The organism is Acidovorax sp. PRC11 (assembly GCF_031844105.1).
GTDB lineage: Bacteria > Pseudomonadota > Gammaproteobacteria > Burkholderiales > Burkholderiaceae_C > Paracidovorax.
Window position 1 is genome coordinate 1 of the sequence record NZ_JAUZUQ010000033.1, and the last position, 23,416, is coordinate 23,416.

Consider the following 23,416-nt stretch of genomic DNA (forward strand, 5'->3'; position numbering starts at 1 on the left):
GGGGGGGGGGGGGGGGGGGGGGGGGGGGGGGGGGGGGGCGGGGGGGGGGGGGGGGGGGGGGGGGGGGGGGCCGCGGGGGGGGGGGGGGGGGGGGGGGGGGGCGGGGGTGCGGGCGCGGATGCGGACGCGGAGACGGCCGGGCCAGGGCTTGCCGGCTTTCGCGCGGGCGGCGCGATGGCGGCAGCGGGCGGCCGCCGCACGGGTACCGGCGAGGGGGTAGAGATCCCCGGCCGGGCCGGCGCGGCGGCCATGGACCGCACGCCCGCGGCGGACCCGGCCACGGCACCGGCCGTGGCCGCGCGCTCCGGCATCCGTCCGGCCTGCCCTCCCAGCCGGAACACCTCCACCGCACGCACCAGTTCCTGCGCCTGCGCCTGCAGGCTGCTGGCCGCAGCGGCCATCTGCTCGACGAGCGCGGCGTTCTGCTGCGTGGCCTGGTCCACGTGGGTGATGGCCTCGGCGATCTGGTCCACGCCCTGGCTCTGCTCGGCGCTGGAGGCGCTGATCTCGCCCATCAGATCGGTCGCGCGGCGGATGGAGGCGACGATCTCCGTCATCGTCGCCCCGGCCCGGTCCACGAGTTCACTGCCCCGGCCCACGCGCTCGACGCTCGCGGTGATGAGTTCCTTGATCTCCTTGGCGGCCGTCGCGCTGCGCTGCGCGAGGGTGCGCACCTCTGACGCCACCACGGCGAAGCCCCGGCCCTGCTCGCCCGCGCGCGCCGCCTCCACGGCCGCGTTGAGCGCGAGGACGTTGGTCTGGAACGCGATGCCGTCGATCACGCCGATGATGTCGCCGATCTGCCGGCTGCTGTCCTGGATGCCGCGCATGGTGTCCACCACCTGCGCGACCACGGCGCCGCCGTCCGCGGCCACGGTGGAGGCCGCCAGGGCGAGTTCGTTGGCGCGGCGCGCGCTCTCGGCGTTCTGCCGCACGGTCGAGCCGAGCTGCTCCATGGCCGCGGCCGTCTGCTCCAGCGCCGAGGCCTGGCGCTCGGTGCGCGAGGACAGGTCGTGGTTGCCCGCCGCGATCTCGCCGCTGGCGTCCGAGACGCGCTCCGCGCTCGACCGCACCGTGGTCACCACGGCCGAGAGCCGCTCGCGCATGCTGCCGAAGCCGGACATGATGCTGGAGGCGTCGCCGGCGCGCACGGGCACGTCCACGGCCAGGTCGCCCTCGGCCACGGCCAGCGCCACGCGCTTGAGTTCGGGCGGGTCACCGCCGAGCTGGCGCACCACGGAACGCAGGTACCACGCCAGCCCGCCGAGGCAGGCCACCACCGCCAGCACCGCGAGGGTGGCGAGGTTGCGGTCCGTCCGGGCCAGGCCCTGCACCTCGTTGATGCGCGATGACAGGCGCTCGCCCTGGCGCTCCTTCTCCTTGGCGAGCGGAGCGAGCAGGCGGTTGCGCGCGGGGATCGTGCGGTCCACCAGCAGGGCGAACGCTTCGTCCTTGCGGCCGGCCTGCACGAGTTGCAGGTTCTGGCCGCCGATGGCCCAGAAATCCTCCATGAGCGCCGGCAGCGGCGCGAATGCCTGGCGGCCGTCGTCGGAGATCATGTTGTCGCCGAAGTCCTTCAGCGTCTTCTGCAGCTGCGCGCGCTTGTCGGCGATGTCGGCCAGGGTGGCGTTCAGTTCCTCGGGCGTGCGAGAGGATCGCGTGCCGCAGCTGCAGCGACACGCGCGTGACGTTGAGTTCGAGTTCCGCGATGCGCTGGAGCTGCGGAACGTTGTAGGCACGCACGATCTCGGCGTCACTGCCGAGCCGCTCCATCATGATCCAGATGGACACGGCACCCGCCGCGAGCAGCAGGAAGATGAGCGTGTTGATCGCCATCAGGCGCTGTGCCAATGTCCAGCTGGCCCTCTGTTGCCCTGCCATGGTGCCTCCCTTCACGGTGTACGGCCGCGTTCTGCTCCATGGCGCCTCTCCCGCCACGGTCACTGCCGATGTGGTTGATGAAAGCGATTGTTTGCAATAACGCGCAAAAAGGCCAGAGGCGCGCGCCCGTCAGGAGTGGAAAGCGGCGTCGGACATGCGCTCCCCGCGCTGTCCGGCAGGCGTGCGCGCCGGGCCCGGTCGGGCCCGCCCGGGGCGCTGCCGTTCAGGGCAGGCCGGCCAAACCCTTGGCCGCCTGGAAGAGCGCCTCGCGGGCCTGCCCGACGATGCGCGCCTGCCACGCCGGCGTGTCGGTGTAGAAGGCCGCCAGCACCTGCCCGCGGATCGCCTCGGCCTGCGCGGCAGGGGCCTCGGGATGCAGCCGCAGCCAGTGGGCGGCGCGCAGGGCCTGCACCACGTCGAGGATGGGCACGGTGCCGTATTCGAGCGCGATGCCGGTGACCTCGGCCCCCGGGCATTCGTCGTACACGCTGTTCCACATCAGGCCGGTGAGGAAGGCCGAGGTGGACGTGCCGTCGTAGATCGAGGTGACGGGCGTCGCCCCGTCGCCGCCCCACCAGGCGCGGGCCCGGCCGATGGCTTGCGCATCGTCGCGGCCCGCGTAGATGCGCTCGCCATGGCCGCTGGGGCCCAGGCCGGTGTGCAGGTCGATCCAGGCGATGCGCGCGGCCTGCGCACCGTGCGTGCGCAGCACCTGCCGCAGCGTGCGGTTGCTCCACGTGGGCTCCGTGCCGCCGAAGAACAGCCCGTCCGGGAATTCGTGCTGCCCGCGCGTGATGGCGGACTGCCAGGCCGCCTCGCCGCGCCCGGCGATGAACGCGGCCACGGCGCGCTCGTTGTCCGGGCCGGGCGGCCACTCGTCGGGCACCAGCAGCGCGGCGATCTCGCGGTAGGCGTCGTTCGCCGGCAGGGGCTGCGAGAAGTCGTGGAAGTTGCGGTTCAGGTCGACGTTCTCGTGGGTCGCGCGGCGCGTGTGCGAGAACCCGTGCGGATTGAGCGCGTGGATGTAGAGCACCGCCACGCCGGCCTCGCGCGCGCGGTCGCGCCAGGCCGCGTCGCGCAGCATGGCCACCTGCACGCCGCTGCCGCAGTGGCCTTCCACGCCGTGGCAGGCACTGCTCAAGAGGATCAGGCGGCGCGCATCGGCGGGCCCGTCGCGCACCACGTCCATGGCGAGCGCCTCGCCCTCGCGGCCCGGCAGCGGATGCGCATGCGATTCGACGGGCAGGCCCGCGTCCGCCGCGGCGCCCAGGAACCGCGCCCGGGCCTGCGCATAGGTGGAGGAAAACGCCCCGGTGGTGTCCGCCATCCCGCTCAGGCCGCCGTGCCGCTGGTGGCGGGGCGCGGCGCCGCCAGCCACTGCTGGGCCAGCTCGACCCAGTAGGTCGCGCCCAGCGGCAGCAGGTCGTCGTTGAAGTCGTAGCTCGGGTTGTGCAGCGTGCAGGGGCCGCCGCCATGGCCCATCTCGCGGTGCGTGCCTTCGCCGTTGCCGATGAAGCAGTAGGCGCCGGGCTTGGCCTGCAGCATGAACGCGAAATCCTCCGCGCCCATGGTCGGCTCCTGCGGGGAGACGTGCTCCGCGCCCACGATGCCTTCCATCACGCGGCGCGCGAACGCGGCCTCGGCCGGCGCGTTCACGGTGGGCGGGTAGTTGCGGTGGAACTCGAACTCGCACGTGGCGTCGTGGGCGGCGCAGGTGTGCTCGGCCACCTGCTTCATGCGTTGCTCGATCATGTCGAGCACTTCCAGCGTGAAGGTGCGCACCGTGCCCTGCAGTTCGCAACTGTCGGGCACCACGTTGGTGGCCTCGCCGGTGTGGATCATGGTGACCGAGATCACGCCCGCATCCACCGGCTTCTTGTTGCGGCTGATGATGTTCTGGAACGCCTGCACCATCTGGCAGGCCACGGGCACGGGGTCGATGCCCATGTGCGGCATGGCGGCGTGGCTGCCCTTGCCGCGGATGACGATCTTGAATTCGTTGGACGAGGCCATGACCGGGCCGGGGCTCACCGCGAACTGGCCGGCGCGCATGCCGGGCCAGTTGTGCATGCCGAACACGGCCTCCATCGGGAACTGCGTGAACAGGCCGTCTTCGATCATGACGCGCGCGCCGCCGCCGCCCTCCTCCGCCGGCTGGAAGATCAGGTATACGGTGCCGTCGAAATCGCGGTGCTTCGCGAAATGCTGGGCCGCGCCGAGCAGCATCGCCGTGTGGCCGTCGTGGCCGCAGGCGTGCATCTTGCCGGGGTGCGTGCTGGCGTGCGAGAAGGTGTTGAACTCGGTGATGGGCAGCGCGTCCATGTCGGCGCGCAGGCCCACCGCGCGGCCCGAGGCGCCGCCGTCGCGGCCGTGCACGATGCCCACCACGCCCGTCTTGCCCAGGCCGCGGTGGACCTCGATGCCCCACTCGGCGAGCTTGGCGGCCACGACGTCGGCCGTGCGGACTTCCTCGAAGCAGAGCTCGGGGTGCGCGTGGATGTCGCGGCGCACGGCGGCGATGCCCGCGGCCTCGGTGACGATGGAGTCGATGAGTTTCATAATGGGTGTTTCCTCAGGTTGCGGAGAGTCTAGCCCTGGCTCCGCATGCGCACCAGACAGGGTTATTCCACACCCCACGATGCTGTCAGAACACGCCCTCTCGCTCGCCCAGTCCCTGGTGCGCATGAACACCGTGAGCCAACGCTCCAACCTGGAACTCATCGACTTCGTGCGCACGGAACTGGAGCGCCTCGGCGTGGAATGCCGGCTGACCTACGACGCAAGCAAGACCAAGGCCAATCTCTTCGCGACGCTCGGCGAGGGCAAGCCCGCCGGCATCATCCTCTCGGGCCACACCGACACCGTGCCCTGGAACGGGCAGGACTGGAGCATGGACCCGCTCTCGGCCACCGTGCAGGACGGCCGGCTCTACGGCCGGGGCAGCGCCGACATGAAGGCCTTCATCGCCATCGCGCTGTCGCAGGCGCGCCAGTTCCTGGAAAGCGATGCGCCCTTCGCCATCCACTACGCCTTCAGCTACGACGAAGAGGTCGGCTGCTTCGGCGCGCGCGAACTCATCGCCGACATGCGCGAGGCCGGCGTGCGGCCGCTCGCCTGCATCGTGGGCGAACCCACCGACATGGTGCCGGCCATCGCGCACAAGGGCGTGTACCGCTACCGCTGCTGCGTGCGCGGCAAGGAGGCGCATTCCTCGCTCACGCCGCATTCGGTGAACGCGATCGAGATGGCCGCGCGCGTGGTCGGTCGCGTGCGCGACATGGCCGAAGGTTTCGAGCGCGAGGAGCCGCGCTTCGACGGCTTCGATGTGCCGTTCTCCACCGCCAGCGTGGGCCAGTTCCACGGCGGCATCGCCGACAACGTGGTGCCGCGCGATGCGGAGTTCCGCTACGAATTCCGCGACCTGCCCACGGCCGACGCGGCCCGCATGCAAGCCGAGGTGGTGGCCTATGCGCGATCCCTGGAACCCGCGATGCAGGCGGTGGCGCCGCAGGCGAGCATCACCTTCGACACCATCTGCGAGATCCCGAGCTTCCTCGGCAGCGCGCAGGACCCCGTCACGCGGCTGGCCCAGCGCCTCGCGGGCGAGGCCGGCACCACGCTGGTGGCCTTCGGCACCGAGGCGGGCCTCTTCAAGAACGCCGGCATCTCCACCGTGGTCTGCGGCCCGGGCAGCATCCGCCAGGCCCACCAGCCCGACGAATACGTGAGCCTGGAGCAGCTGGCGCGCTGCGAGGCCTTCATGCGCGGCCTGGCGCAGACGCGGGAGTTCGAGGGGAAGCGGCAGAACTAGTCCCCTCGGACGCTGCAAGGCAGTTGACGGACGTGCTCGCCTGCTCATCGAAAAAAAGAAAGGCTTGCGGATCGACGAGCTTGGGATAGTCCACTAGCTGCAATTGCCGTTCCCGCTCGGCTATGGCCAGTTGTTTCGCGCCTTCCTCGCCATGGCGTTTGACGGAAAAACGCTTGATCAAAAGCGTTCCGTCTCGCAGGCGCGTACAAGCCATCCAGTAGCCCGTCCTGCCGTTGTCACGGCTCACACCCACCACACCGCTGGTATTGCGCGGGGGCAGCTTCTCGCGGTAGCTGCGGCTGGACAAAGGCGGATACAGCTTCAGCAGCTCGTTGCGATACTGCTTGGCGGCCTGCAGTGCCGCTTCAGTGCTGCAGTAGACGTGGTCGTAGAAGAAGCGAGTGCCGACGCCGCGCCCTTGCCGGCTGAGACGCACCACCCAGGCAAACGTGTCCCTGCGTTTGTCGATGCTGCGAGCGATGCCGTAATTGCCCTGTAGCAAAGGGTCGCGGTCATTCGCGTCTGCACTCGGGGTACCCACAAACCGCTTCTTGTCTGTCGTTTCCACTTTAGGGTCCCATCATGCTGCAGGGACCGCAGTACCTGCCGGCTTGAACGGGGGAAGCCAAGAAGCGCCCACCCATTCCCCGGTGCGCACCAGAGTCATGGTCTTCAGGACCTTGGCCGGACCGCCAAACGTGCATTGCGCGGCCCAGGTCTGCCCGTCAAAGCCGGGCACCAGGAAGCACGCCATCTCGGGCAACGCCAGGGCCGCTTCATCGTTCTTCTCCGCCAGCACCGCCACGACGTCGCGAGAGGTGGCTGTGGCAACGTCGAGCCCCTTGGGCCAACCTCCGGTCCATGGCATGGGTCGGGACATGGAAGTGTGAAAGGTCAGGGCATGCAGCCCCCATAACTGCTCATGGTCGGGCAAGGTGGGGTCCATGCACTGCAGCATGAGGTCCAGCCCCAGACACTCCACGCTGACGTGGTACGGGTCCGTATCGCGCCCCTGGCGGAGATCGCGCACAGGAGGCTGCAGCGACAGCAGGGCACGCTGCAGCGGCTCTTGGCGGCTGTAGCGGCCCAGGTTGCGCAGCAGCATGTCGGGCAGTGGATCGAACCGGAATGGCATGCGACAACTCCTGGGGCGATCAGGCCGGACCGCGATCCGAGTTCAGGAAAGCCAGGTACTTGGGGTCTTCATCGGAAAACAACTCGTCGCCTTCCTGCATGTGTGCCTGGGCGAGCATGTGCCTGGCTTGCGCCAGCTCCCCCAATTCGAACAGCGACTGGCCTGCCCGCAGCAGCAGATAAGGATTGCCGATGCCATCCGGTCCGCTCATGGCGTCCAGGAAGGAAATCTTCGCCATCTTGAAGTCGCCGAGATCGAAATAGGCCTCGCCCAACGTTCCATTGAGCCAAGTCCAGGCCTCCCAATCGGGCTGGGGCTCGGGCAGCATGTCCAGCGCTTGGTTCAAAGGCTCGATCGCGGCCGACGGCCTGCCGCTCTCCAACGCTTCGTTGGCCTTTTCCGACAGCGCCGTGATCTTTTGATGGATGTAGTCGGGCAACTGCGGCCCGTCATCATCGTCGAAATCGACTTCTGCCATTATTTGCTCGCCTTCTTCATCTGATCTAAGGCGAATTTCAGATATTTTGGATCTTCACCAGAATACCCCCTACGCCCACCCAGCTCATATGCTTTGATCAAGTTTTGCGCCGCAAGACCCTGGCTTCCAGCCTCGAAGTAAATCTTGCCAACGATGATGTAAGGCTCAGCATCGCCAGGCAATAGTTCGCAATGAAAAAGCTCTTTCGCCCACTTCTCCGCATCAGCAAATTTTCTCTGCTCCCAGTAAAATGATGAAATCGCTTTTATTAGGCTTTGGGAAGAGTCCCAAAGATGCTTCGGCTCCGGAAATTTCTTCCACGTATCCAATAATTTCTCTTCCGCAAGGACGTAGTTTTCCGAAGCCTTGGCACTTCGGTAAGCCTTACCGTTTTCAACCATCACTTCATAAACTTCAGAAGGGAGCTTTTGCACAGGCATTTTATTCCTCTATTTCAATGGCAGGTTATAGGTTTCATTCAACCTGGCTCCTGCCGACCGATTTATAGACTGATGGTCCAGAATATAATTATTCGAGTTTGTCATAAACTCTCGAACTTCGGGAGATCTAGCGCCGTAATTCCTACCCTCTTGATTCCACCAAGACACTGCATCCCTCGGATGATGAGCCATGTCAGCCTTGCTCATATCATACCACTGGCTATCGGAAGCTTGAAACTCCTTTTCTCCCGTGATGGCGTTTTCTCTAATTTTTCCTTCCTTCTCCATTCTTTCAATAACTTCCCTCCCCGTCTTGGTATTCTTTCCAGGAGTCTTTCCAAGAAAAAGCTCTCGCAGGCTCCGCGCTTTGATCTTTACGCCATTCCAATTCTTCGTGGAGAATACCTTGACCGTCCTGCCGCTTTTCGTGACGGTTTGGCCTACTTCTACGGGAACTCCAGCCGCCTCACCCGTTTTGGCCGCGTCAGCCGCTTTGCCAGCAGCTGACAGATCCTCGGCAGCCTTTACACCTGCACCAGCCGCCTCCGCGGCCTTCCCGCCCGCAGTAGCCGCTTCTCCCGCCTTGGCGCCAGCGCCTGCGACTTCCGCGACTTTTGCGCCCTGGCCCAGTTTGGCAACGCTCCCTACTGCCAGCACCAGACTTCCTATTTCCAGCCCCGCCCGGGTCACGGCTTCCACATAGTTGCCCTTTTCCCAGGCATCCGTCACGGGCTTGGCGAGTTCGTGGCCTGCAGTCTTCGCCGCCTGCTTGAGGCTTTCCAGGCAGATATTTCCCAACCGGATCTGTTCTGCAAGGATCTGCGCATCTAGGCTGCCGTGGATCATGCCCGCCGGGTTGCCGTACTTTCCTGCGGTATAGACGAGCTGCCCCAGCCCTAAGCCGATGTCTTTAACGAAACCCAGCGCGCCACGCGTCACCTGGGCTCCTACGTTGCCTGCGGTGGACCAGCCGCCTTCGTCCTTCACGTCGATTGCGGCGATGCCTTCATCCGCCATCTGGTTGAGGTCCCCGAACCGGACGTACTCGTCCAGTTGGTGAGGGTCCATGAAGCTCAGCTTCTCCTTGTAGCCCTGCAGTTTCTCCAACTGCGGGGAGGTCTTGGGCGGGTCGTTGCAGGGCAGCTTGCCGTTCTCGACCAGGCCGGCCGGCGCGCCCTGGCTCGTCACCAGCTTGCCCACGGTGTTGGGCCCGCCGGGCCCGACGTTCATTTCCACCACCGTGTCGTGGCGCGCGCAGACCAGCCCGTTGACCTTCACGCGCGTGTCGTCGCCGACCAGCCGCACGTGCCCCGGCTGCTGGGACGTCTGCGACACGACACCCTTGCCCGCATTGCCGTTCGTGCCGCGCACCCAGTCGGTCAGGCGGTACACGTGCGTGCCACGCGCATATACGTTCGGCGAGGCCTTGAGTTCGTTCGACAGGTCCCGGTAGGAGTCGAACGGCACGGGTTTCTTGCCCACCTTGCACACGTCCGGCGTGGTGCAGACGGCCTTCCACTGCGCCTCCACGTTGGCGATGTGTTTCTCAGCCACCAGGCACCTCCGCGGGAGTGCGGTTGCGATCGCGATCGCGATCGCGATCGCGATGGATGTGAATGGGCTGCACGGCGCCGCGCTGCGCCGGCCCGGCAGGGATGGCCGCCAGCATCACCTTGCGCAGGCCCCATTCCTTGGGGACGGCGCGGCGCCAGACCAGTTGCACCGATTGCGCGTCGAGGTCGATCGTCACCGTGTCCAGCCGCAGCGGTGTGGGCTGGGTCAGCCCTTCCTCGTCGGTGAGAAGCGCCAGGAGGTCGATGCCCGGCAGCTGGGTGTCGATGCGGCCCGTGGCGTCGCAGCCGATCAGGGTGATGGGCTCGTCGCCTTTCAGCCAGCCGGGGGCGATCAGATCGGGCTGCGCGGACTGGTAGAACGCGAAATCGAAGTCTGGCGGCAGGAACGGGAAGTGCTCCGCGCGCCACGCGTCGTCGTAGGTTCCAGCATAGCGGGCACGCTGCGGGTTCCAGCGAGGTACCGGGCCAAAGCAGACGGGCGCGAGCCGCTCGCGGATGTCGCGCAGCGGCTTTTGCACGTCCTCGATCTGCGGTGCGAGATAGAACTGGGCTCGGTCCAGATCGGCCTCGCCCACATAGCCCCGGCCCACAGGATTGAGCTCGTAGGTGTCGAATGCCTGTTCGTCGTGGATGTCGTCGGTGGCCGGCCCGCGATAGCGCGCCCGGCGCACCGCGCCGCCATACGCCATGCCGGCGTGCAGGGGCACGGCGGTCGTCGCCTCGGGCTTCGTCAGGTGCCACCCCCGCAAGGGCGTCCAGTGCCATGCACGCAGGCCGGTGACCAGCGCCGTCTTGGTGATCGGGCCGACGCGCACGCCGATGGGCCAGTGCGTTGCTGGCTTGCCGTCCACGGGCCGGGCGTGGCCGAGCACGTGCACGTCGGTGCGCTGTTTGCCGACGACGAGGTGGGTTTCTTCCAGGAACGGCGTGCTCTCGGGCGCGCCGACATAACGGTCCACGCACTGGATGGGCATCTGCTCATCCATGGCCAGCACGGGCTGCCCGTGCGCGAGGGTGAAGCTGCCCGCGACGATGACGACATCGAAGTAGCGGCCTTGGGTAGTCGCTTTCTCGATGACCATGTGCGGGAACGGGCTGTGGTTTTCGACGTCCATGCCAGTCCAGGGCGAATCAGTTCAGGTGGATGTCTTCGCCCTGGATCACCACGTTGTCGCCATCGGCCGTGATCTGGATGAGCTTGCCGTTGACGCTGACCGTGCCGTCATCCTTCATCTCCAGCACCGACTTGCCCACTTTGAGGGTGATGCTGGTTTCGTCCATGACGAGGCTGGAGCCCTTCTTGCTCCCCGCGCCGCCGGAAGGCGCGGTGATGTTCTTGGCGACCGCGCCGGCCGCGGCTCCGCCGCCACCACCCACGGTGAGCGCATATTTCTTGCCCGCCGTGTGGGTGTGTTCCATCCCGATGGTGTCGCTGCGGTTCATGCCCACGTTGGTCAGCATCGTGATGCCCACGTTGAGGTTGTAGGCCACGCCGACGTTGGCCATCTTGAAGACGCCCGTGGTCTGGATGCAGCCGACGCCGATGGTCTCGGTCTTGAGCAGCCCGACACTGGTGGTCCAGTTCTTCGCGATGGAGTCGGTTTCGTTGCGCCCAATGTGCTTTGTGCGGTTCCTGCCGATGCGGACGTCTTCGTTGATACCCACCGTCTCGTCGCGGTTGTCACCGATGCTGATGGTCTCGTCGTGATCGACCCGCTCCTTGCGGTTGGAGTGGATCGTGATGGTCTCGTCGCCATCGACTTCTTCGGTGCGCCAGCCGTGCACCGTGATCTTCTCGTTGCGGTCGACGGTCTCCGTACGGTCGCGGTGGATGACGTTCGTCTCGTCCCGGTCGATCGTCTTGCGGCGATCCTGACCTACCCAATGGTCCTCATCGTTCTCCACTTCGACGAGCTGGTCCTTCTGCGCGTGCAGCCACAATTGCTCCGCGCCTTTCTTGTCCTCGAAGCGGATCGCGTTGGCGTCGCCGCCTCCGTTCTTCATCCCGTCGCCGGCGGCGCCGCCCTTGCTCGATCGCGTCTTGATGCCGGACTGCGTGGCGTTGCCCGGCAGGGCCCAGGGCGGCATGTTGGCGGCGTTGTAGACGCTGCCCGTGACGATCGGGTAGTCCGGGTCGCCGTTCAGGAAATCGATCACCACTTCGTGGCCGATGCGGGGGATGGAGACTGCCCCGAATCCTGAGCCGGCCCAGCTCGTCGCCACGCGCACCCAGCAACTGGAGTGCTCGTCCATGGCGCCCAGCCGGTCCCAGTGGAACTGCACCTTGATGCGGCCGTACTCGTCCGTCCAGATCTCTTCGCCCGCCGGGCCGACCACTACAGCGGTTTGCGGGCCAGTGGTGCGGGGTTTGGGTGTCTTTCTCGCAGGGGTATACGGCAGGCTCGTCGGCTGGGCCGTCAGGCTGAACCTCTGGAACGAGCCGTTTTCCTCGTTGTGCTGCAGCGCTTGGCCGGGCTTGGCGCTGTTGATGGATGAACTGCCGGGATTCTCGTGCAGGTGGTAGTTCACCCCGGTGATGAGGTACTGGCGGTTCTGGTCGCCGCGCGGATAGTTCTCCAGATTGAAGGTGTAGCCAGGGGCCAAGCTCCTGTGGCGGGATTCGCCCTTGACGGTGCTGTGTCCCGTCAACCCTTCCTGCAGGCGAACACGTGCGTATTGCTCGCCATCGCCATGCTGCACGTAGCCGCCGGGCCACTCGTAGATCTCGTACGCATCGTGCGCATGGCCCGGCGGCTGCTGGCGCATGTTGGAGAGGTCCGAACGGGGCTTCTTGAAGTCGTAGTCGTCGTTGTAGTACCGGCCCGGTTTGATCTCCTCGCCCAGGCTCCACGCGTGGATGTTCTCGCGGTCGGCCGTGGCGGATTTCTCGGGCGGGTAGAACGGGATGGTGGCCGCGCCCGGCAAGGGATCGTGGCAGGCGACGATGTCGTCGGCGATCACCAGGGTGTGCTGGCCGCTCGCGTGCTGGAAGTAGTAATACGCGCCTTCATGTTCCAAAAGCCGCGAGACGAAGTCGAAATCGCTCTCGCCATATTGCACGCAGTAATCCCAACTGCGGTAGCTGCGCGTGAGCTTCATCTGCAGCGGATATCCATAGCGGCTCAAAACCTCTTCCACGATCTGCGGGACGGTCTTGAACTGGAATATCTTGAAATCCTGCCGCCGCGTGGCCACCCAGAGCCAGGGCTGCAGGCGCAGGTGGTACGAGTAGAACCGGTGGTCCTGCCCCTGCATGCCGAAACGCGTGACCAAGCCGTCCAGATAGCGCTTGCCGCCGCCCTGCGTCTCGATTTCCACCGTCGCCGTCTTGCCCAGCAACGCCTTGGGATCGATGCCCTGGCTCTCCGAGCGCAGATCGATGTCGAAGGAGAAAAGCTGGCTCAACTCCTCGCTGCCCCGCAACTGCCGGAAATGCAGCTGCTCTCCCAGGGGCGTCCGGATGGTGACGCGGCGTGTCATTGCTTCTTGTGGGCAGCAGGCGTGCTGCCGAGTTAAGTCAGAACGGTCGAAATCATAGGTCGGCCGGATCGGCTTGGACAGCCTCCTACAAGGGGCAAATTGTTTGTAAATGTTTTCCCTACGTCCTTGCCACCATGCCAGCGTCAGAAGATCGAACGCGCCTTCCTCACGTCTATTAGAGGAAATATCGTATGCGGAAATTTATTCAATGGATAAATATATTTTTTTCATTCCGACTCGTCGTGCCACCAATCTCCAAGGATGAGTTAATTCAAGGAGAAGGATATGCAGTTTCGTTTGCGTCAGATGGAGGTTTTTCGGGCCGTGATGCTGGCCGGATCGGTGAAGGGGGCGGCAAAGCTGCTTGCAATGTCGCAGCCGGCCGTCAGCCGCGGCATCGCCCACACGGAGCAGTGTTTGGGCTATCCACTTTTCGATCGCGTCAAAGGCCGGCTGTGTCCAACCGAAGAAGCGAAGGCTCTGATCGCCGAAGTGGAAGTGGAGTCGTGTTACCTGCACGCGCTCCAAGTGAACGATCTGGCCGCCCGCCTCCGCAACGGATCCGCAGGCTCCCTGAACATTTGCTCAAGTGCTTGCCTGTCTAATGGATTGACCGCGAGAGCCGTTGCGCGTTTCCTGGCACGCTACCCAAAAGTGCAGATGCAACTTCGAGTCTGCACGCTTGCTGAAATGCCGCGCATGCTGCTGAGCAACCAAGTAGACCTTGCCATCGCACTTATGCCGCTGGAGCATGTCAATCTGGAAGTCGAGGTAGTCACTTCCGGCCGGGTCGTATGTGTCATGCCCATCGACCATCCGCTTGCCTCCCAAGAGCGGATCAGCTTGCGGGACCTCGTCAATATCCCCGTTGTTGCCCCGCCCCCGAGCAATCCAGGCGGCCAACTGATCGAAGCCGCCCTAGACGAGCTTGGCGTTGCCCTGAACGTGTGTGTCCACATCTGGCAAACGAACGTCGCATGCGCTCTTGCCGCAGCGGGTTCCCATGTGGCGCTGGTGGACGAATTCACGGCACAGGAGTTGACGCCGCAACAGTTACGAATTGTGCCCCTCGTCGAGGACATTTCCTTGACCCCTGCGGTAGTGCGCTCTTCGCTCGGCGTTGCGCGCCCGTACATAGCCCCGTTTATCTACGCGCTGAAAGAGCAAGCCGTGGAAGATCGCTTGGGAGTCGCGTCTTCCAAAAGCTACAGCCTATGAAGATGCTTATGTGACTCATAAAAAATTGTTTAAAAGCACAGAAACGCCCTATCCATTTAACCAGCGTGCATACCCTGCCGAAGATTGCGCAAACGTCATATTCCGCCAGCCGGCATAACATCTCGACCATGCATTCGTCTCGTCATGTCGCACGTGGTCTTGGCTTCGCCATATCCACAACACACATCAGGCGAGTCCATGCGAACTCATAGCGGCCTTGATTCGCTCATGAGGGAGCGAATCAGAGCCCTGACCGTACTGCCGTTGATGCATCGGAAGCAAGATCAATATCTGGGAGGAACTATGAAGAAAATAATCATCGCATCGCTCATTACCGCAGCCCCTCTCATGGCAACAGCCTATCCGGACAAGCCTGTCCGATTAATAGTGCCGATGCCTGCAGGCAGCACTAGCGATGTGGTATCCCGCGCGCTCGCCGAGGCCATGGCGACCCGCTTGAAGCAGCCCATCGTTGTGGACAACCAGCCCGGCGGCAGCGCGGTGGTTGGCACCATGGCCATGGTGCGGGCAGCGCCTGATGGCTACACGCTGCTTCTGGTGGGGGTTACCAATGGGGCGAGCAATCTGGCGACGATGAAGACGCCGCCCTACGATCCCCGAAAAGACTTCACACCGATTTCCCTGATCGCAGAATTGCCCTTCCTGTTGGTTTCAAGCAAATCTTTGCCGATCCGGACGGTGCGGGAGTTAGTCGCGTACGGAAAGGCACATCCAGATAAGCTCTCCTATGGATACGGATCGGGAAGCAGTCAGTTGAAGGCGGCACGCTTCCTGTCATTGGCAGGCGTTACCGCCACCGCGGTGGGCTACAAGGGGAACAACCTCGCTGTGACAGATTTGATCGGTGGGACGATCGACTTCACGATCGCCGATGTGCTCAACAGCCTGCAGGCGGTACGCGCGGGGCGGGTCGTGGCGCTGGGCGTCACGACCGCACAGCGAACCCCCCTGGCTCCGGACGTTCCGACGCTCGCGGAGCAAGGGCTCAAGGATTACGACCTGTCCAGTTGGGTCGGCCTGGCGGCTCCTGCAGACACCCCGCCAGACATCGTTAAACACCTCAATGCCGCATTGCGCGACGTGCTCGTCGATCCCGCCCTGCAGCAACGCCTCGCCACCGCGGGTCTTACCGCACGGCCGTCCTCGCCAGAAGAGTTCGGCCGGTTTCTCGCCGACGAGATCGACAAATGGGGCGCGGTCGCGCGGGATGCCGGGGTTACGCCCTAATGATTCAAAAGGGCCGACACATGCTGAACCTCCGCATGATCGCCTTGGCAGTGCATGAGCGATGGAGCGGCCTGCGCGCCGACCGCATCGCCGTGGGCGACGGCCAGCGCTAACACATCGCCCGCGCCTGCGGCCGGGCATTCCCATTTTCATATTGCATACCCGTTCGGGGCAGGGGTGGCCTCGCGCGTGCGGGAGGGCCGCGCCGCACTGAGCAACATCATCAGGAAGGAGACATACACCATGCAAGCACCCATCGACACCCATGAGGCGCTGGCCTCCGCCATCGCACCACTCTCTCTGCTGGGGCATCTCCGCCACCCGGCGGCACGCAAGCACATGCTGCATGTCGCGCAAGCACTGGAGACGGTGCGGTGCACGCTGGAGACCCGCTCGCAGATGGCGGCCATGGCCCGGCTGCGTGCCATCGGCGTCACCGCATCCCGGCTTCTGAAGGTCGCGGACCGATGGCCGCGCGGGCCGCTGCAGGGCCTGTTCACGGAGGGCGACCGTGCCGCTGCGCACTGGGCCAGCGGGGTGCTGGAGTACGGATGGCATAGCCTGGCCGCCACGTCCCAGGTGGCCTGCGGGATGGGCGTGGAGCGCGAAGAATTTGCACAGGCCGCACAGAACGTAACTCTCCTGTGGATCGCATGTGGGCGTGTGCCCCGGTACCTCACGCGGGAGTGGCAGGTGTTCGGCGGCGTCATTGACACACCGCTGCTGCAGGCCCTGAGCGACCTGGGCCGAAGCCCCACGGGTCCGCGCGATCAACCCGAAGATTCGCGCAGCACGGCCTTTGCAGGAAGCTTGCAAGACACTCAGCATCAGATCCAATGCATGGCAGACGCTCTGCTCGCACTGGATCTGCGCTTGCAGGAAACCGCCTGGATGCTGTCGCAACTGTCGGCCCGGCTGGACCCGCTCGGGAAATGCATGCTGTCCGCGCTGGACGTGCAGCACTCGAGCGCAGACGGCAGGCCATCGGACGAGGATGTGTATGCTCGAATCGAGCCGGCCCAGTATCAGGGAATACGCGCCGCCTGCGCTGCGATGCTGGACCTCGCGCACGTAGCGCTGGTGGATGGCCCGAGCGCGCCGTCGGCGCAAGGCGGGAGTGCCGTGGTGAAAGCGCGGCGCCTGCTGCTATCGCAGCCTGTGGCGGCGCAGTCCAGGAGTGGCAAAGTGGTCTGACCCCTCCCGTCGATGGCTTTCCTGGCTCGCGATCGCGGAGCGACTGCCGCGGAACTCCAGCGAATGACGGTCCGAAGACCTTAAAAGAAAAGGATCTGAGCCCTTCGGACTCCATCACGTCTTCACGTCTTCAGGTCTTCACGCGACCGTCGCCCGTCAGCATCGACAACTCGACGAACCGCGATCCCTGGTGGCTGTTCGGTCCGAAGCTGACCGGGTAGCCCGACACGTTCGTGGTGCCGAGCGATTCCAGCCCGGCGACGAGGGATTCGCGCGTGGGCCGGCTGCCGGCCTCCCGCAGGCCCTCGGTGAACACGCGCGCCGCCACATAGCCTTCGATGCTCGAATAGTTGGCCTGGACCTTGTTGCCGCCCTTGCGGATCGCCTCCCGGAAATCGCGCACGATCTGCCGCTTGGTCTGGTAGGGCGACGGCATGACCTCGGAGACGACGACCCCCGCCGCGTCGCGGCCCAGCGCATCGGCCAGCGCCTGCGCGCCCACGAACGAGAGGTTGTAGAACGTGCCGCCGTAGCCGGCCTTGCGCGCGGCGCGCACGAAGGCCGCGCTCGCCGAGTAGGTGGAGACCTGCACGATCGCTTCCGGCCGGGCGGCCACGAGTTTTTCCACGGCCTCGGCCACGTCGACCGAGTTGCGGGGCACGGTGCCCGTGGCGTGCGGCTGCAGGTTCTTTGCCGCCAGGGCGCGGGCGACCCCTTCGAGCCCCGCCTTGCCGTAGGCATCGTCCTGGTGGAAGACGCCGATCCGGTGCAGCCCCAGGTGCGTGAGCTGCTGCACGATCAGCGCCGTCTCGGCGTCGTAGGAGGCGCGCACGTGGAAGACCAGCCGGTTGAAGGGCTGGCGCAGCCCCTCTGCGCCCGTCAACGGCGCGAAGAACGGCACCCGGGCCTGCGTGAACAGCGGCAATGCGGCCAGGCTGGTGGGCGTGCCCACGTAGCCGAACAGGGCCAGCACCTCCTGGTCGATGAACCTGCGCGTGTTGGCCACGCAACGGTCGGGCTCGTAGCCGTCGTCCAGCGTGAGCAGTTGCACCGGCCGGTGGCCGATGCCGCCCTGGGCATTGACCGCATCGAAGTACAGCCGGGCGCCCGCATGGAACTGGATGCCCAGCTGCGCGGACGGCCCCGAAAACGGCGCGGACTGGCCCAGCACGATCGGCCCGTCGGACTGCGCACGCGCCAGCCCCGCGCCCGACAGCGCCGCCACCGCCAGCCCGGCAGAAAACCGCCGGCGCCCCCAAAACCCATCCTTCATGGTGAAATCCCCCCTGTATTGCATCGCATCCATCTGCCCAGAAAACAGGCAGACCCCACGGACTCCCAGACGGCCGGACGAAGCGCCCGGCTCGGCCATGGGCGGCAGTGTATCGACCGATCCCGCACAATGGAAACTTCCCCGCACATTCCAGATTCTGCCGCAGCCCCTGTCCAGGTGCGCGGTGCCTGTCCCCACGACTGCCCCGACACCTGCGCGCTCCTCACCACCGTGGACAACGGCGTGGCCGTCCGCGTGCAGGGCAATCCCGCCCATTCCCACACGGACGGCGTGCTGTGCGCCAAGGTGTCGCGCTATGCCGAACGCACCAACCACCCGGAACGCCTGCTGACCCCGCTGCGGCGCACGGGCCCCAAGGGCAGCGGGCAGTTCGAGCCCGTGGGCTGGGACGAGGCGCTCACGGACATCGCGGCGCGCCTCTCCGCCATCGCGGCGCGCGATCCGCAGGCCGTGCTGCCCTACAGCTATGCGGGCACCATGGGGCTGGTGCAGGGCGAGAGCATGGACCGGCGCTTCTTCCACCGCCTGGGCGCCTCGCTGCTCGGGCGCACCATCTGCGCCGCGGCCGGCGGCGAGGGCCTGAACCAGACGCTGGGCGGCAAGGTGGGCATGAAGGTGGAGCATTTCGCCGAGTCGCAGCTGATCATCGTCTGGGGCAGCAATTCGATCGGCAGCAACCTGCATTTCTGGCGCTATGCGCAGCAGGCCAAGCGCGCCGGTGCCCGGCTGGTGTGCATCGACCCCCGCCGCACCGAGACCGCCGACAAGTGCCATGAGCACCTGCAACTGCTGCCCGGCACCGATGCCGCGCTGGCCCTGGCGCTGATGCACGAGCTGATCGTGCACGACTGGCTGGACCACGACTACATCGCGCGCCACACGGTGGGCTGGGAGGGCCTGCGCGAGCGGGCGCTCGCCTGGCCGCCCGAGCGCGCCGCGGCGGTCTGCGGCCTGCCGGTGGAGCAGATCCGCCAGCTCGCGCGCGACTACGGCACCACGAAGCCCGCGGCCATCCGCCTCAACTACGGCATGCAGCGCGCACGCGGCGGCGGCAACGCCACGCGGGCCGTGGCCTGCCTGCCCGCGCTCGTGGGCGCCTGGCGGCACCGCGCGGGCGGACTGCTGCTCTCCAGCTCGGGGCAGTTCCCCGTGCAGCGTACAGCGCTGCACCGGCCGGACCTGATCCCCGCGGGCGTGCGCCCACGCACCATCAACATGTCCACCATCGGCGACGACCTGCTGCGCGCCGCATCCCCGGAGTTCGGCCCGCGCATCGAGGCCGTGGTGGTCTACAACAGCAACCCGGTGGCCGTGGCGCCGGAATCCGCCAAGGTGGTGCGCGGCTTCGCGCGGGACGACCTGTTCACCGTGGTGCTGGAGCACTTCCAGACCGACACGGCCGACTACGCCGACTACGTGCTGCCCGCCACCACGCAGCTGGAGCACTGGGACATCCAGGTGGCGTACGGCCACACCGACGTGCTGCTGAACCGGCCGGCCGTGGCGCCGCTCGGCCAGGCCAGGCCCAACACCCAGGTGTTCCGCGAACTGGCCGCGCGCCTGGGCTTCACCGAGCCCTGCTTCGCCGACAGCGACGAAGACCTCTGCCGGCAGGCCTACGGCGCGCACGTGGACTTCCAGCAGCTGCTGGACACCGGCTTCGCCACGCTGGCGATTCCCGACGCGCCGTTCGCCGAAGGCGGCTTCCCGACGCCCTCGGGCCGCTGCGAGTTCCACAGCGAGCGGCTGGCCGCGCAGGGGCTCGATCCGCTGCCCGACTACCTGCCGAACCGCGAGCCCGCGCAGCCGGGCGCGCGCTACCCGCTCGCGATGATCTCGCCGCCCGCGCGCAACTTCCTGAACTCCACGTTCGTGAACGTCACGAGCCTGCGCAACATCGAGACCGAACCGCTGCTGGAAATGCACCCGGACGACGCCGCCGCGCGCGGCATCGCCGACGGCATCCCCGTGCGCGTGTTCAACGACCGCGGCAGCTATGCCTGCCGCGTGTCGCTCAACGGCCGCGCGCGCCCTGGCGTGGTGCACGGCCTGGGCATCTGGTGGCGCAAGTTCGGCCTGCAGGGCACGAACGTGAACGAGGTGACGGGGCAGGCGCTGACGGACCTGGGGGCGGCGCCGACGTTCTACGACTGCGCGGTGGAGGTGGAGAGTTTGACTCTCCCCTGAGTCGCCTTCGGCGCAGGAGCTGCGATCAGATGGTTATCCCGCCGTCGACGGCGTAGTTCTGGCCCGTGACGAACGAGGATTCGTCGCTGGCCAGGAACACCACCAGCGGGGCGATCTCCTCGGCCGTCGCGAGCCGGCCCATCGGCTGCCGGGCCACGAACGCCCGGCGGGCGTTCTCGGCATCGCCCGTGGCGGCGATGCGGTCGGCCAGCGAGGGCGTGTCCACCGTGCCGGGAGAGACGCTGTTGCACCGCACGCCCGCGCCCACGAAGTCCACCGCGACCGATTTGGTCAGCCCGATGACCGCGGCCTTGCTCGCGCCGTAGACGCAGCGCCCGGGCAGGCCCTTGACCGAACTCGCCACGCTGGCCATGTTGACGATGCTGCCGCCGCCCGCCTGCACCATGCGGGGCAGCACGGCCCGCATCGTCCAGAACTGCGAGCGCACGTTCAGGTCCATCGCCAGCGCCCAGTCGTCGTCGCTCGCCTGCAGCACGGTCCCGGCATGCACCATGCCCGCGCAGTTGAACAGCACGTCGATCCGCTCCAGCGTGGCGAAGAAGGCGTCGATGGCCGCCCGGTCGAGCACGTCGAGCACCGCGGTACGGATGCCGTCCGTGCCGTCCAGCGTGGCCAGCAGGTCGGCGCGCAGGTCTGTGGCCCACACCTGGGCGCCCTCTCGGGCCATGGCCAGCGCGGTGGCCCGGCCGATGCCCTGCCCCGCCGCGGTGACGACCGCGGTCTTTCCGGCGAGCCGCTTCATTTCTGCAGCCCCAGCCGGGGCACCAGCTCGGCGTAGAAGGCGCGGTCTTTGTCGATGACCTTCTGGAACGCCGCCGCGTCGGCATAGGCCCAGCCCAGGTTCGCCTTGGCGAGCACCTCGCGGAACGCGGCGTCGTCGGCCGTCTTGGCCGCGACGGTGCCCAGGGTGTCCACGATGTCCTGCGGCGTGGCCTTGGGCACGGCCAGGCCGCGCCATACGCCGATGGAGAGGTCGATGCCGCGTTCCTTGAGCGTCGGCACCTTCTCGAACAGCCCGCCCACCCGCTGGTCCGCCATCACGGCCAGGGTCCGCATCTTGCCGGCGGCGACGTGCGGCGCCACCTCGCCCGGGCTCACCGCGAGGGCATCCACATGGCCGCCCAGCAGCGCCACCGCCGCCGGCGCCGCGCCCAGGAAGGGCACGTGGTTCACCGGCAGCGAGAGTTTTTCAGAGAACGCCGCCGCCGCCATGTGCCAGATGGAGCCCACGCCCGCGTTGGCGATGGACACCGGGTCCTTGCGCCTGCGCGCGTCGGCGATGAATTCTTCGATCGTCTGCCAGGGCGCATCGGCCCGCACCGTGATCGCCGACGGATCGGCATTGAGCCGCGCGATGGGCCGCAGGTCGGCCGCGGTGTACTTGGTGATGCCCAGGTTCGGGATGATCGTGAGCTCGCAGATCACGATGCCGATCTTGTAGCCGTCGGGCTTGGCGTTGATCAGTTCGGCCGTGCCGATGGCGCCGCTCGCGCCGGGCTTGTTGACCACCACCATCGGCTGCTGCGGCAGGTACTTCTTGCCCACCTCGGCGAAGGCCCGCCCGACGATGTCGGTGCCGCCGCCGGCCGCGACCGGCACGATCAGTTCGATGGGCTTGCCGGGATAGCCGCTGGCGCGCGCGAGGGCGGACGTGCCGCCGAGGGCCACCGCGCAGGCCGAGGCGATGAGCTGGCGTCTGTTGGGATGCATGCCGTTGTCTCCTGTGCTCTGTTGTGTGCTTTTTTGGGGATGTGCCGGCGCGCCGGAGGAAGGGCGCGTCAGTAGGTGGCCCGGCCGCCGGAAAGATCGAACACCGCGCCGGTGGTGAACGAGTTCTCTTCGGACACCAGCCAGGCCACCATCGCCGCCACCTCGTCCACCTCGACGAACCGCGCGCGCGGAATCTTCGAGAGCATGTAGTCGATGTGCTGCTGCGACATCTGCTCGAAGATCCGGGTGCGTGCCGCCGCCGGGGTGATGGCGTTGATGGCGACGTTGCGGGCCGCCGTCTCCTTGCCCAGGCTCTTGGTGAGCGCGATCACGCCGGCCTTGGAGGCGCTGTAGGCCGAGGCGTTGGGGTTGCCCTCCTTGCCCGCGATGGAGGCGATGTTGACCACGCGCCCGTAATCGCGCGCCACCATGCCCGGCACCACCGCCTTGTTGACGTGGAAGGCGCCGTCGAGGTTGATCGACAGTACCTTGCGCCATTCATCGAGCGGGTAGTCGCCCAGCGGCAGGTTGGCGCCCGCGATGCCGGCGCCGTGCACCAGCATGGCGATGGGGCCCGAGAGGCTCTCGGTGCGGGAGACCGCGGCTTCGACCTGCGCGAACTCGGTCACGTCCACCGTCACGCCGCTCAATGCCCCCTCGGCACCGGCGCCGGCCAGCGCCTGCCGCGCGGCGGCGATGGCCTCGGCGTCCCGGTCCCACAGGCAGACCTTCGCGTTGCCCGCCAGCAGGCGCCGGGCGATGGCCAAGCCGATGCCCTGGGCACCGCCCGTCACGACCGCGGTGCGGCCGTCGTAGTCGTACTGGATCATCGCGATGCTCCGTCAGGCAGCGACGGTCTTCTGGCACTGCTCGCCCAGCCCCTCGATCCCCAGCCGCATGGTCTGGCCGGGGCGCAGGTACACCGGCTGCGGCTTGATGCCCATGCCCACGCCGGGCGGCGTGCCGGTGGAGATCACGTCGCCGGGCTGCAGCGTCATGAAGCGGCTGAGGTAGGACACCAGCTGCGGCACGTTGAAGATCATGGTGCGGGTGCTGCCGTTCTGGTAGCGGCGGCCATCGACCTCCAGCCACATGCCCAGCGCATGCGGATCGGGCACCTCGTCGGCCGTCACCAGCCAGGGGCCGGTGGGGCCGAAGGTGTCGCAGCCCTTGCCCTTGTCCCAGGAGCCGCCGCGCTCGAGCTGGTAGTTGCGCTCGGAGACGTCGTTGACCACGCAGTAGCCGGCCACGTATTGCAGGGCATCGGCCTCTTCCACGTAGCTCGCGGCCGTGCCGATCACCACGCCCAGCTCCACCTCCCAGTCGGTCTTCTCCGAGCCGCGCGGGATCTTCACGTCGTCGTTCGGGCCCACCACGGCGGAGGTCCATTTGTTGAAGACGATGGGTTCGCTCGGGATCGGCATGTTGGATTCGGCGGCGTGGTCGGCGTAGTTGAGGCCGATGCAGACGAACTTGCCGATGCGGCCCACGCAGGCGCCGATGCGGGGGTTGCCGGGCACGGCCGGCAGCGTGGCCGGGTCGATGGCACGCAGCCGGGCCAATGCATCCGGCCCGATCGCATCGCCGTCGATGTCGCGCACATGGGCGGACAGATCGCGGACCACGCCCTGGGCGTCGAGCAGGCCGGGCTTTTCCTGGCCCGGAGGGCCGAAACGCAGCAACTTCATCGCATGTCTCCTTGTGTTGCCGCGGATTCTCCGGCCCGGCCGGATTGCTGCATAGTG

21 protein-coding genes are annotated in these 23,416 nt (G+C 66.7%); 6 read left to right on the plus strand and 15 right to left on the minus strand.

All coding sequences use genetic code 11. The annotated features are described in order from the left end of the window. Window positions 1-1,739: methyl-accepting chemotaxis protein (locus Q9R47_RS22760; RefSeq protein WP_311235392.1), on the minus strand; the 1,739-nt coding region annotated here is incomplete at its 3' end. Between the two features lie 35 nt (window positions 1,740-1,774). On the opposite strand from Q9R47_RS22760, the gene Q9R47_RS22765 reads away from it, so the two are divergent. Continuing rightward, a complete protein-coding gene (locus Q9R47_RS22765; RefSeq protein WP_311235393.1) occupies window positions 1,775-1,981 on the plus strand; it encodes a hypothetical protein in 207 nt (68 codons plus the stop codon). Window positions 1,982-2,104: 123 nt separating this feature from the next. On the opposite strand, the gene Q9R47_RS22770 is transcribed toward Q9R47_RS22765, so the two are convergent. Both Q9R47_RS22770 and Q9R47_RS22775 read right to left on the minus strand, forming a co-directional pair. Beyond that, complete coding sequence (locus Q9R47_RS22770) at window positions 2,105-3,208, minus strand: M14 family metallopeptidase (RefSeq protein ID WP_311235394.1); 1,104 nt, start codon at window positions 3,206-3,208, stop codon at window positions 2,105-2,107. Window positions 3,209-3,213: 5 nt separating this feature from the next. Continuing rightward, window positions 3,214-4,440 (minus strand): M20 aminoacylase family protein, encoded by a 1,227-nt coding sequence (locus tag Q9R47_RS22775; RefSeq protein WP_311235395.1) that lies wholly within the window; start codon window positions 4,438-4,440, stop codon window positions 3,214-3,216. Window positions 4,441-4,519: 79 nt separating this feature from the next. Between Q9R47_RS22775 and argE the strand changes: the two genes are divergently transcribed. Continuing rightward, the gene (gene argE, locus Q9R47_RS22780) at window positions 4,520-5,692 is read left to right on the plus strand and encodes an acetylornithine deacetylase (protein ID WP_311235396.1); all 1,173 of its coding nucleotides are present in this window, start codon (window positions 4,520-4,522) and stop codon (window positions 5,690-5,692) included. Here argE and Q9R47_RS22785 read toward each other — a convergent pair. The 7 genes from Q9R47_RS22785 to Q9R47_RS22815 are packed head-to-tail and all read right to left on the minus strand — an operon-like array spanning window position 5,640 to window position 12,799. After that, window positions 5,640-6,260, minus strand: a complete 621-nt coding sequence (locus Q9R47_RS22785; protein ID WP_311235397.1) for an AP2/ERF family transcription factor — start codon at window positions 6,258-6,260, stop codon at window positions 5,640-5,642. The two genes, argE and Q9R47_RS22785, sit on opposite strands and share 53 nt — an antisense overlap. 12 nt (window positions 6,261-6,272) lie before the next feature. After that, window positions 6,273-6,827 carry a hypothetical protein gene (locus Q9R47_RS22790; protein ID WP_311235398.1) on the minus strand — a complete coding sequence of 185 codons (555 nt, stop codon included), beginning with the start codon at window positions 6,825-6,827 and terminating at the stop codon, window positions 6,273-6,275. A 19-nt stretch (window positions 6,828-6,846) separates the two neighbouring features. Further along, window positions 6,847-7,305: a hypothetical protein gene (locus Q9R47_RS22795; RefSeq protein WP_311235399.1), complete on the minus strand. Its 459-nt coding sequence runs from the start codon at window positions 7,303-7,305 to the stop codon at window positions 6,847-6,849. Continuing rightward, the gene (locus Q9R47_RS22800) at window positions 7,305-7,745 is read right to left on the minus strand and encodes a hypothetical protein (RefSeq protein ID WP_311235400.1); all 441 of its coding nucleotides are present in this window, start codon (window positions 7,743-7,745) and stop codon (window positions 7,305-7,307) included. The genes Q9R47_RS22795 and Q9R47_RS22800 overlap by 1 nt, the downstream gene beginning before the upstream one ends. A gap of 9 nt (window positions 7,746-7,754) precedes the next feature. Continuing rightward, window positions 7,755-9,299: a PAAR-like domain-containing protein gene (locus Q9R47_RS22805; protein WP_311235401.1), complete on the minus strand. Its 1,545-nt coding sequence runs from the start codon at window positions 9,297-9,299 to the stop codon at window positions 7,755-7,757. Next, on the minus strand, window positions 9,292-10,434 hold the full coding sequence (locus Q9R47_RS22810; protein ID WP_311235402.1) for a DUF2169 domain-containing protein: 1,143 nt from the start codon (window positions 10,432-10,434) through the stop codon (window positions 9,292-9,294). The genes Q9R47_RS22805 and Q9R47_RS22810 overlap by 8 nt, the downstream gene beginning before the upstream one ends. Before the next feature lie 16 nt (window positions 10,435-10,450). After that, the gene (locus tag Q9R47_RS22815; RefSeq protein ID WP_311235403.1) at window positions 10,451-12,799 is read right to left on the minus strand and encodes a type VI secretion system tip protein TssI/VgrG; all 2,349 of its coding nucleotides are present in this window, start codon (window positions 12,797-12,799) and stop codon (window positions 10,451-10,453) included. A gap of 285 nt (window positions 12,800-13,084) precedes the next feature. Here Q9R47_RS22815 and Q9R47_RS22820 point away from each other — a divergent pair, with 285 nt between their 5' ends. The 3 genes from Q9R47_RS22820 to Q9R47_RS22830 all read left to right on the plus strand — a co-directional run bounded on the left by Q9R47_RS22820 (window position 13,085) and on the right by Q9R47_RS22830 (window position 16,459). Continuing rightward, a complete protein-coding gene (locus Q9R47_RS22820) occupies window positions 13,085-14,017 on the plus strand; it encodes a LysR family transcriptional regulator (protein ID WP_311235404.1) in 933 nt (310 codons plus the stop codon). Between the two features lie 303 nt (window positions 14,018-14,320). Beyond that, window positions 14,321-15,265, plus strand: coding sequence for a tripartite tricarboxylate transporter substrate binding protein (locus tag Q9R47_RS22825; protein ID WP_311235405.1), 945 nt, complete (start codon window positions 14,321-14,323; stop codon window positions 15,263-15,265). Window positions 15,266-15,508: 243 nt separating this feature from the next. Continuing rightward, the gene (locus Q9R47_RS22830; protein ID WP_311235406.1) at window positions 15,509-16,459 is read left to right on the plus strand and encodes a hypothetical protein; all 951 of its coding nucleotides are present in this window, start codon (window positions 15,509-15,511) and stop codon (window positions 16,457-16,459) included. A gap of 130 nt (window positions 16,460-16,589) precedes the next feature. Here Q9R47_RS22830 and Q9R47_RS22835 read toward each other — a convergent pair whose 3' ends face one another. Beyond that, entirely contained in the window at window positions 16,590-17,732 is a 1,143-nt protein-coding gene (locus tag Q9R47_RS22835) for an ABC transporter substrate-binding protein (protein WP_311235407.1), read from the minus strand. A 129-nt stretch (window positions 17,733-17,861) separates the two neighbouring features. On the opposite strand from Q9R47_RS22835, the gene Q9R47_RS22840 reads away from it, so the two are divergent. Continuing rightward, complete coding sequence (locus tag Q9R47_RS22840; protein WP_311235408.1) at window positions 17,862-19,940, plus strand: molybdopterin oxidoreductase family protein; 2,079 nt, start codon at window positions 17,862-17,864, stop codon at window positions 19,938-19,940. Window positions 19,941-19,965: 25 nt separating this feature from the next. Here Q9R47_RS22840 and Q9R47_RS22845 read toward each other — a convergent pair whose 3' ends face one another. From Q9R47_RS22845 to Q9R47_RS22860, 4 genes are all read right to left on the minus strand, one after another. Next, window positions 19,966-20,703, minus strand: coding sequence for an SDR family oxidoreductase (locus Q9R47_RS22845; RefSeq protein WP_311235409.1), 738 nt, complete (start codon window positions 20,701-20,703; stop codon window positions 19,966-19,968). Continuing rightward, the gene (locus Q9R47_RS22850) at window positions 20,700-21,671 is read right to left on the minus strand and encodes a tripartite tricarboxylate transporter substrate binding protein (protein ID WP_311235410.1); all 972 of its coding nucleotides are present in this window, start codon (window positions 21,669-21,671) and stop codon (window positions 20,700-20,702) included. The genes Q9R47_RS22845 and Q9R47_RS22850 overlap by 4 nt, the downstream gene beginning before the upstream one ends. A 68-nt stretch (window positions 21,672-21,739) precedes the next feature. After that, window positions 21,740-22,501, minus strand: coding sequence for an SDR family NAD(P)-dependent oxidoreductase (locus Q9R47_RS22855; RefSeq protein WP_311235411.1), 762 nt, complete (start codon window positions 22,499-22,501; stop codon window positions 21,740-21,742). Between the two features lie 12 nt (window positions 22,502-22,513). Further along, window positions 22,514-23,359: an ureidoglycolate lyase gene (locus tag Q9R47_RS22860; RefSeq protein WP_311235412.1), complete on the minus strand. Its 846-nt coding sequence runs from the start codon at window positions 23,357-23,359 to the stop codon at window positions 22,514-22,516. Window positions 23,360-23,416 lie beyond the last annotated feature (57 nt).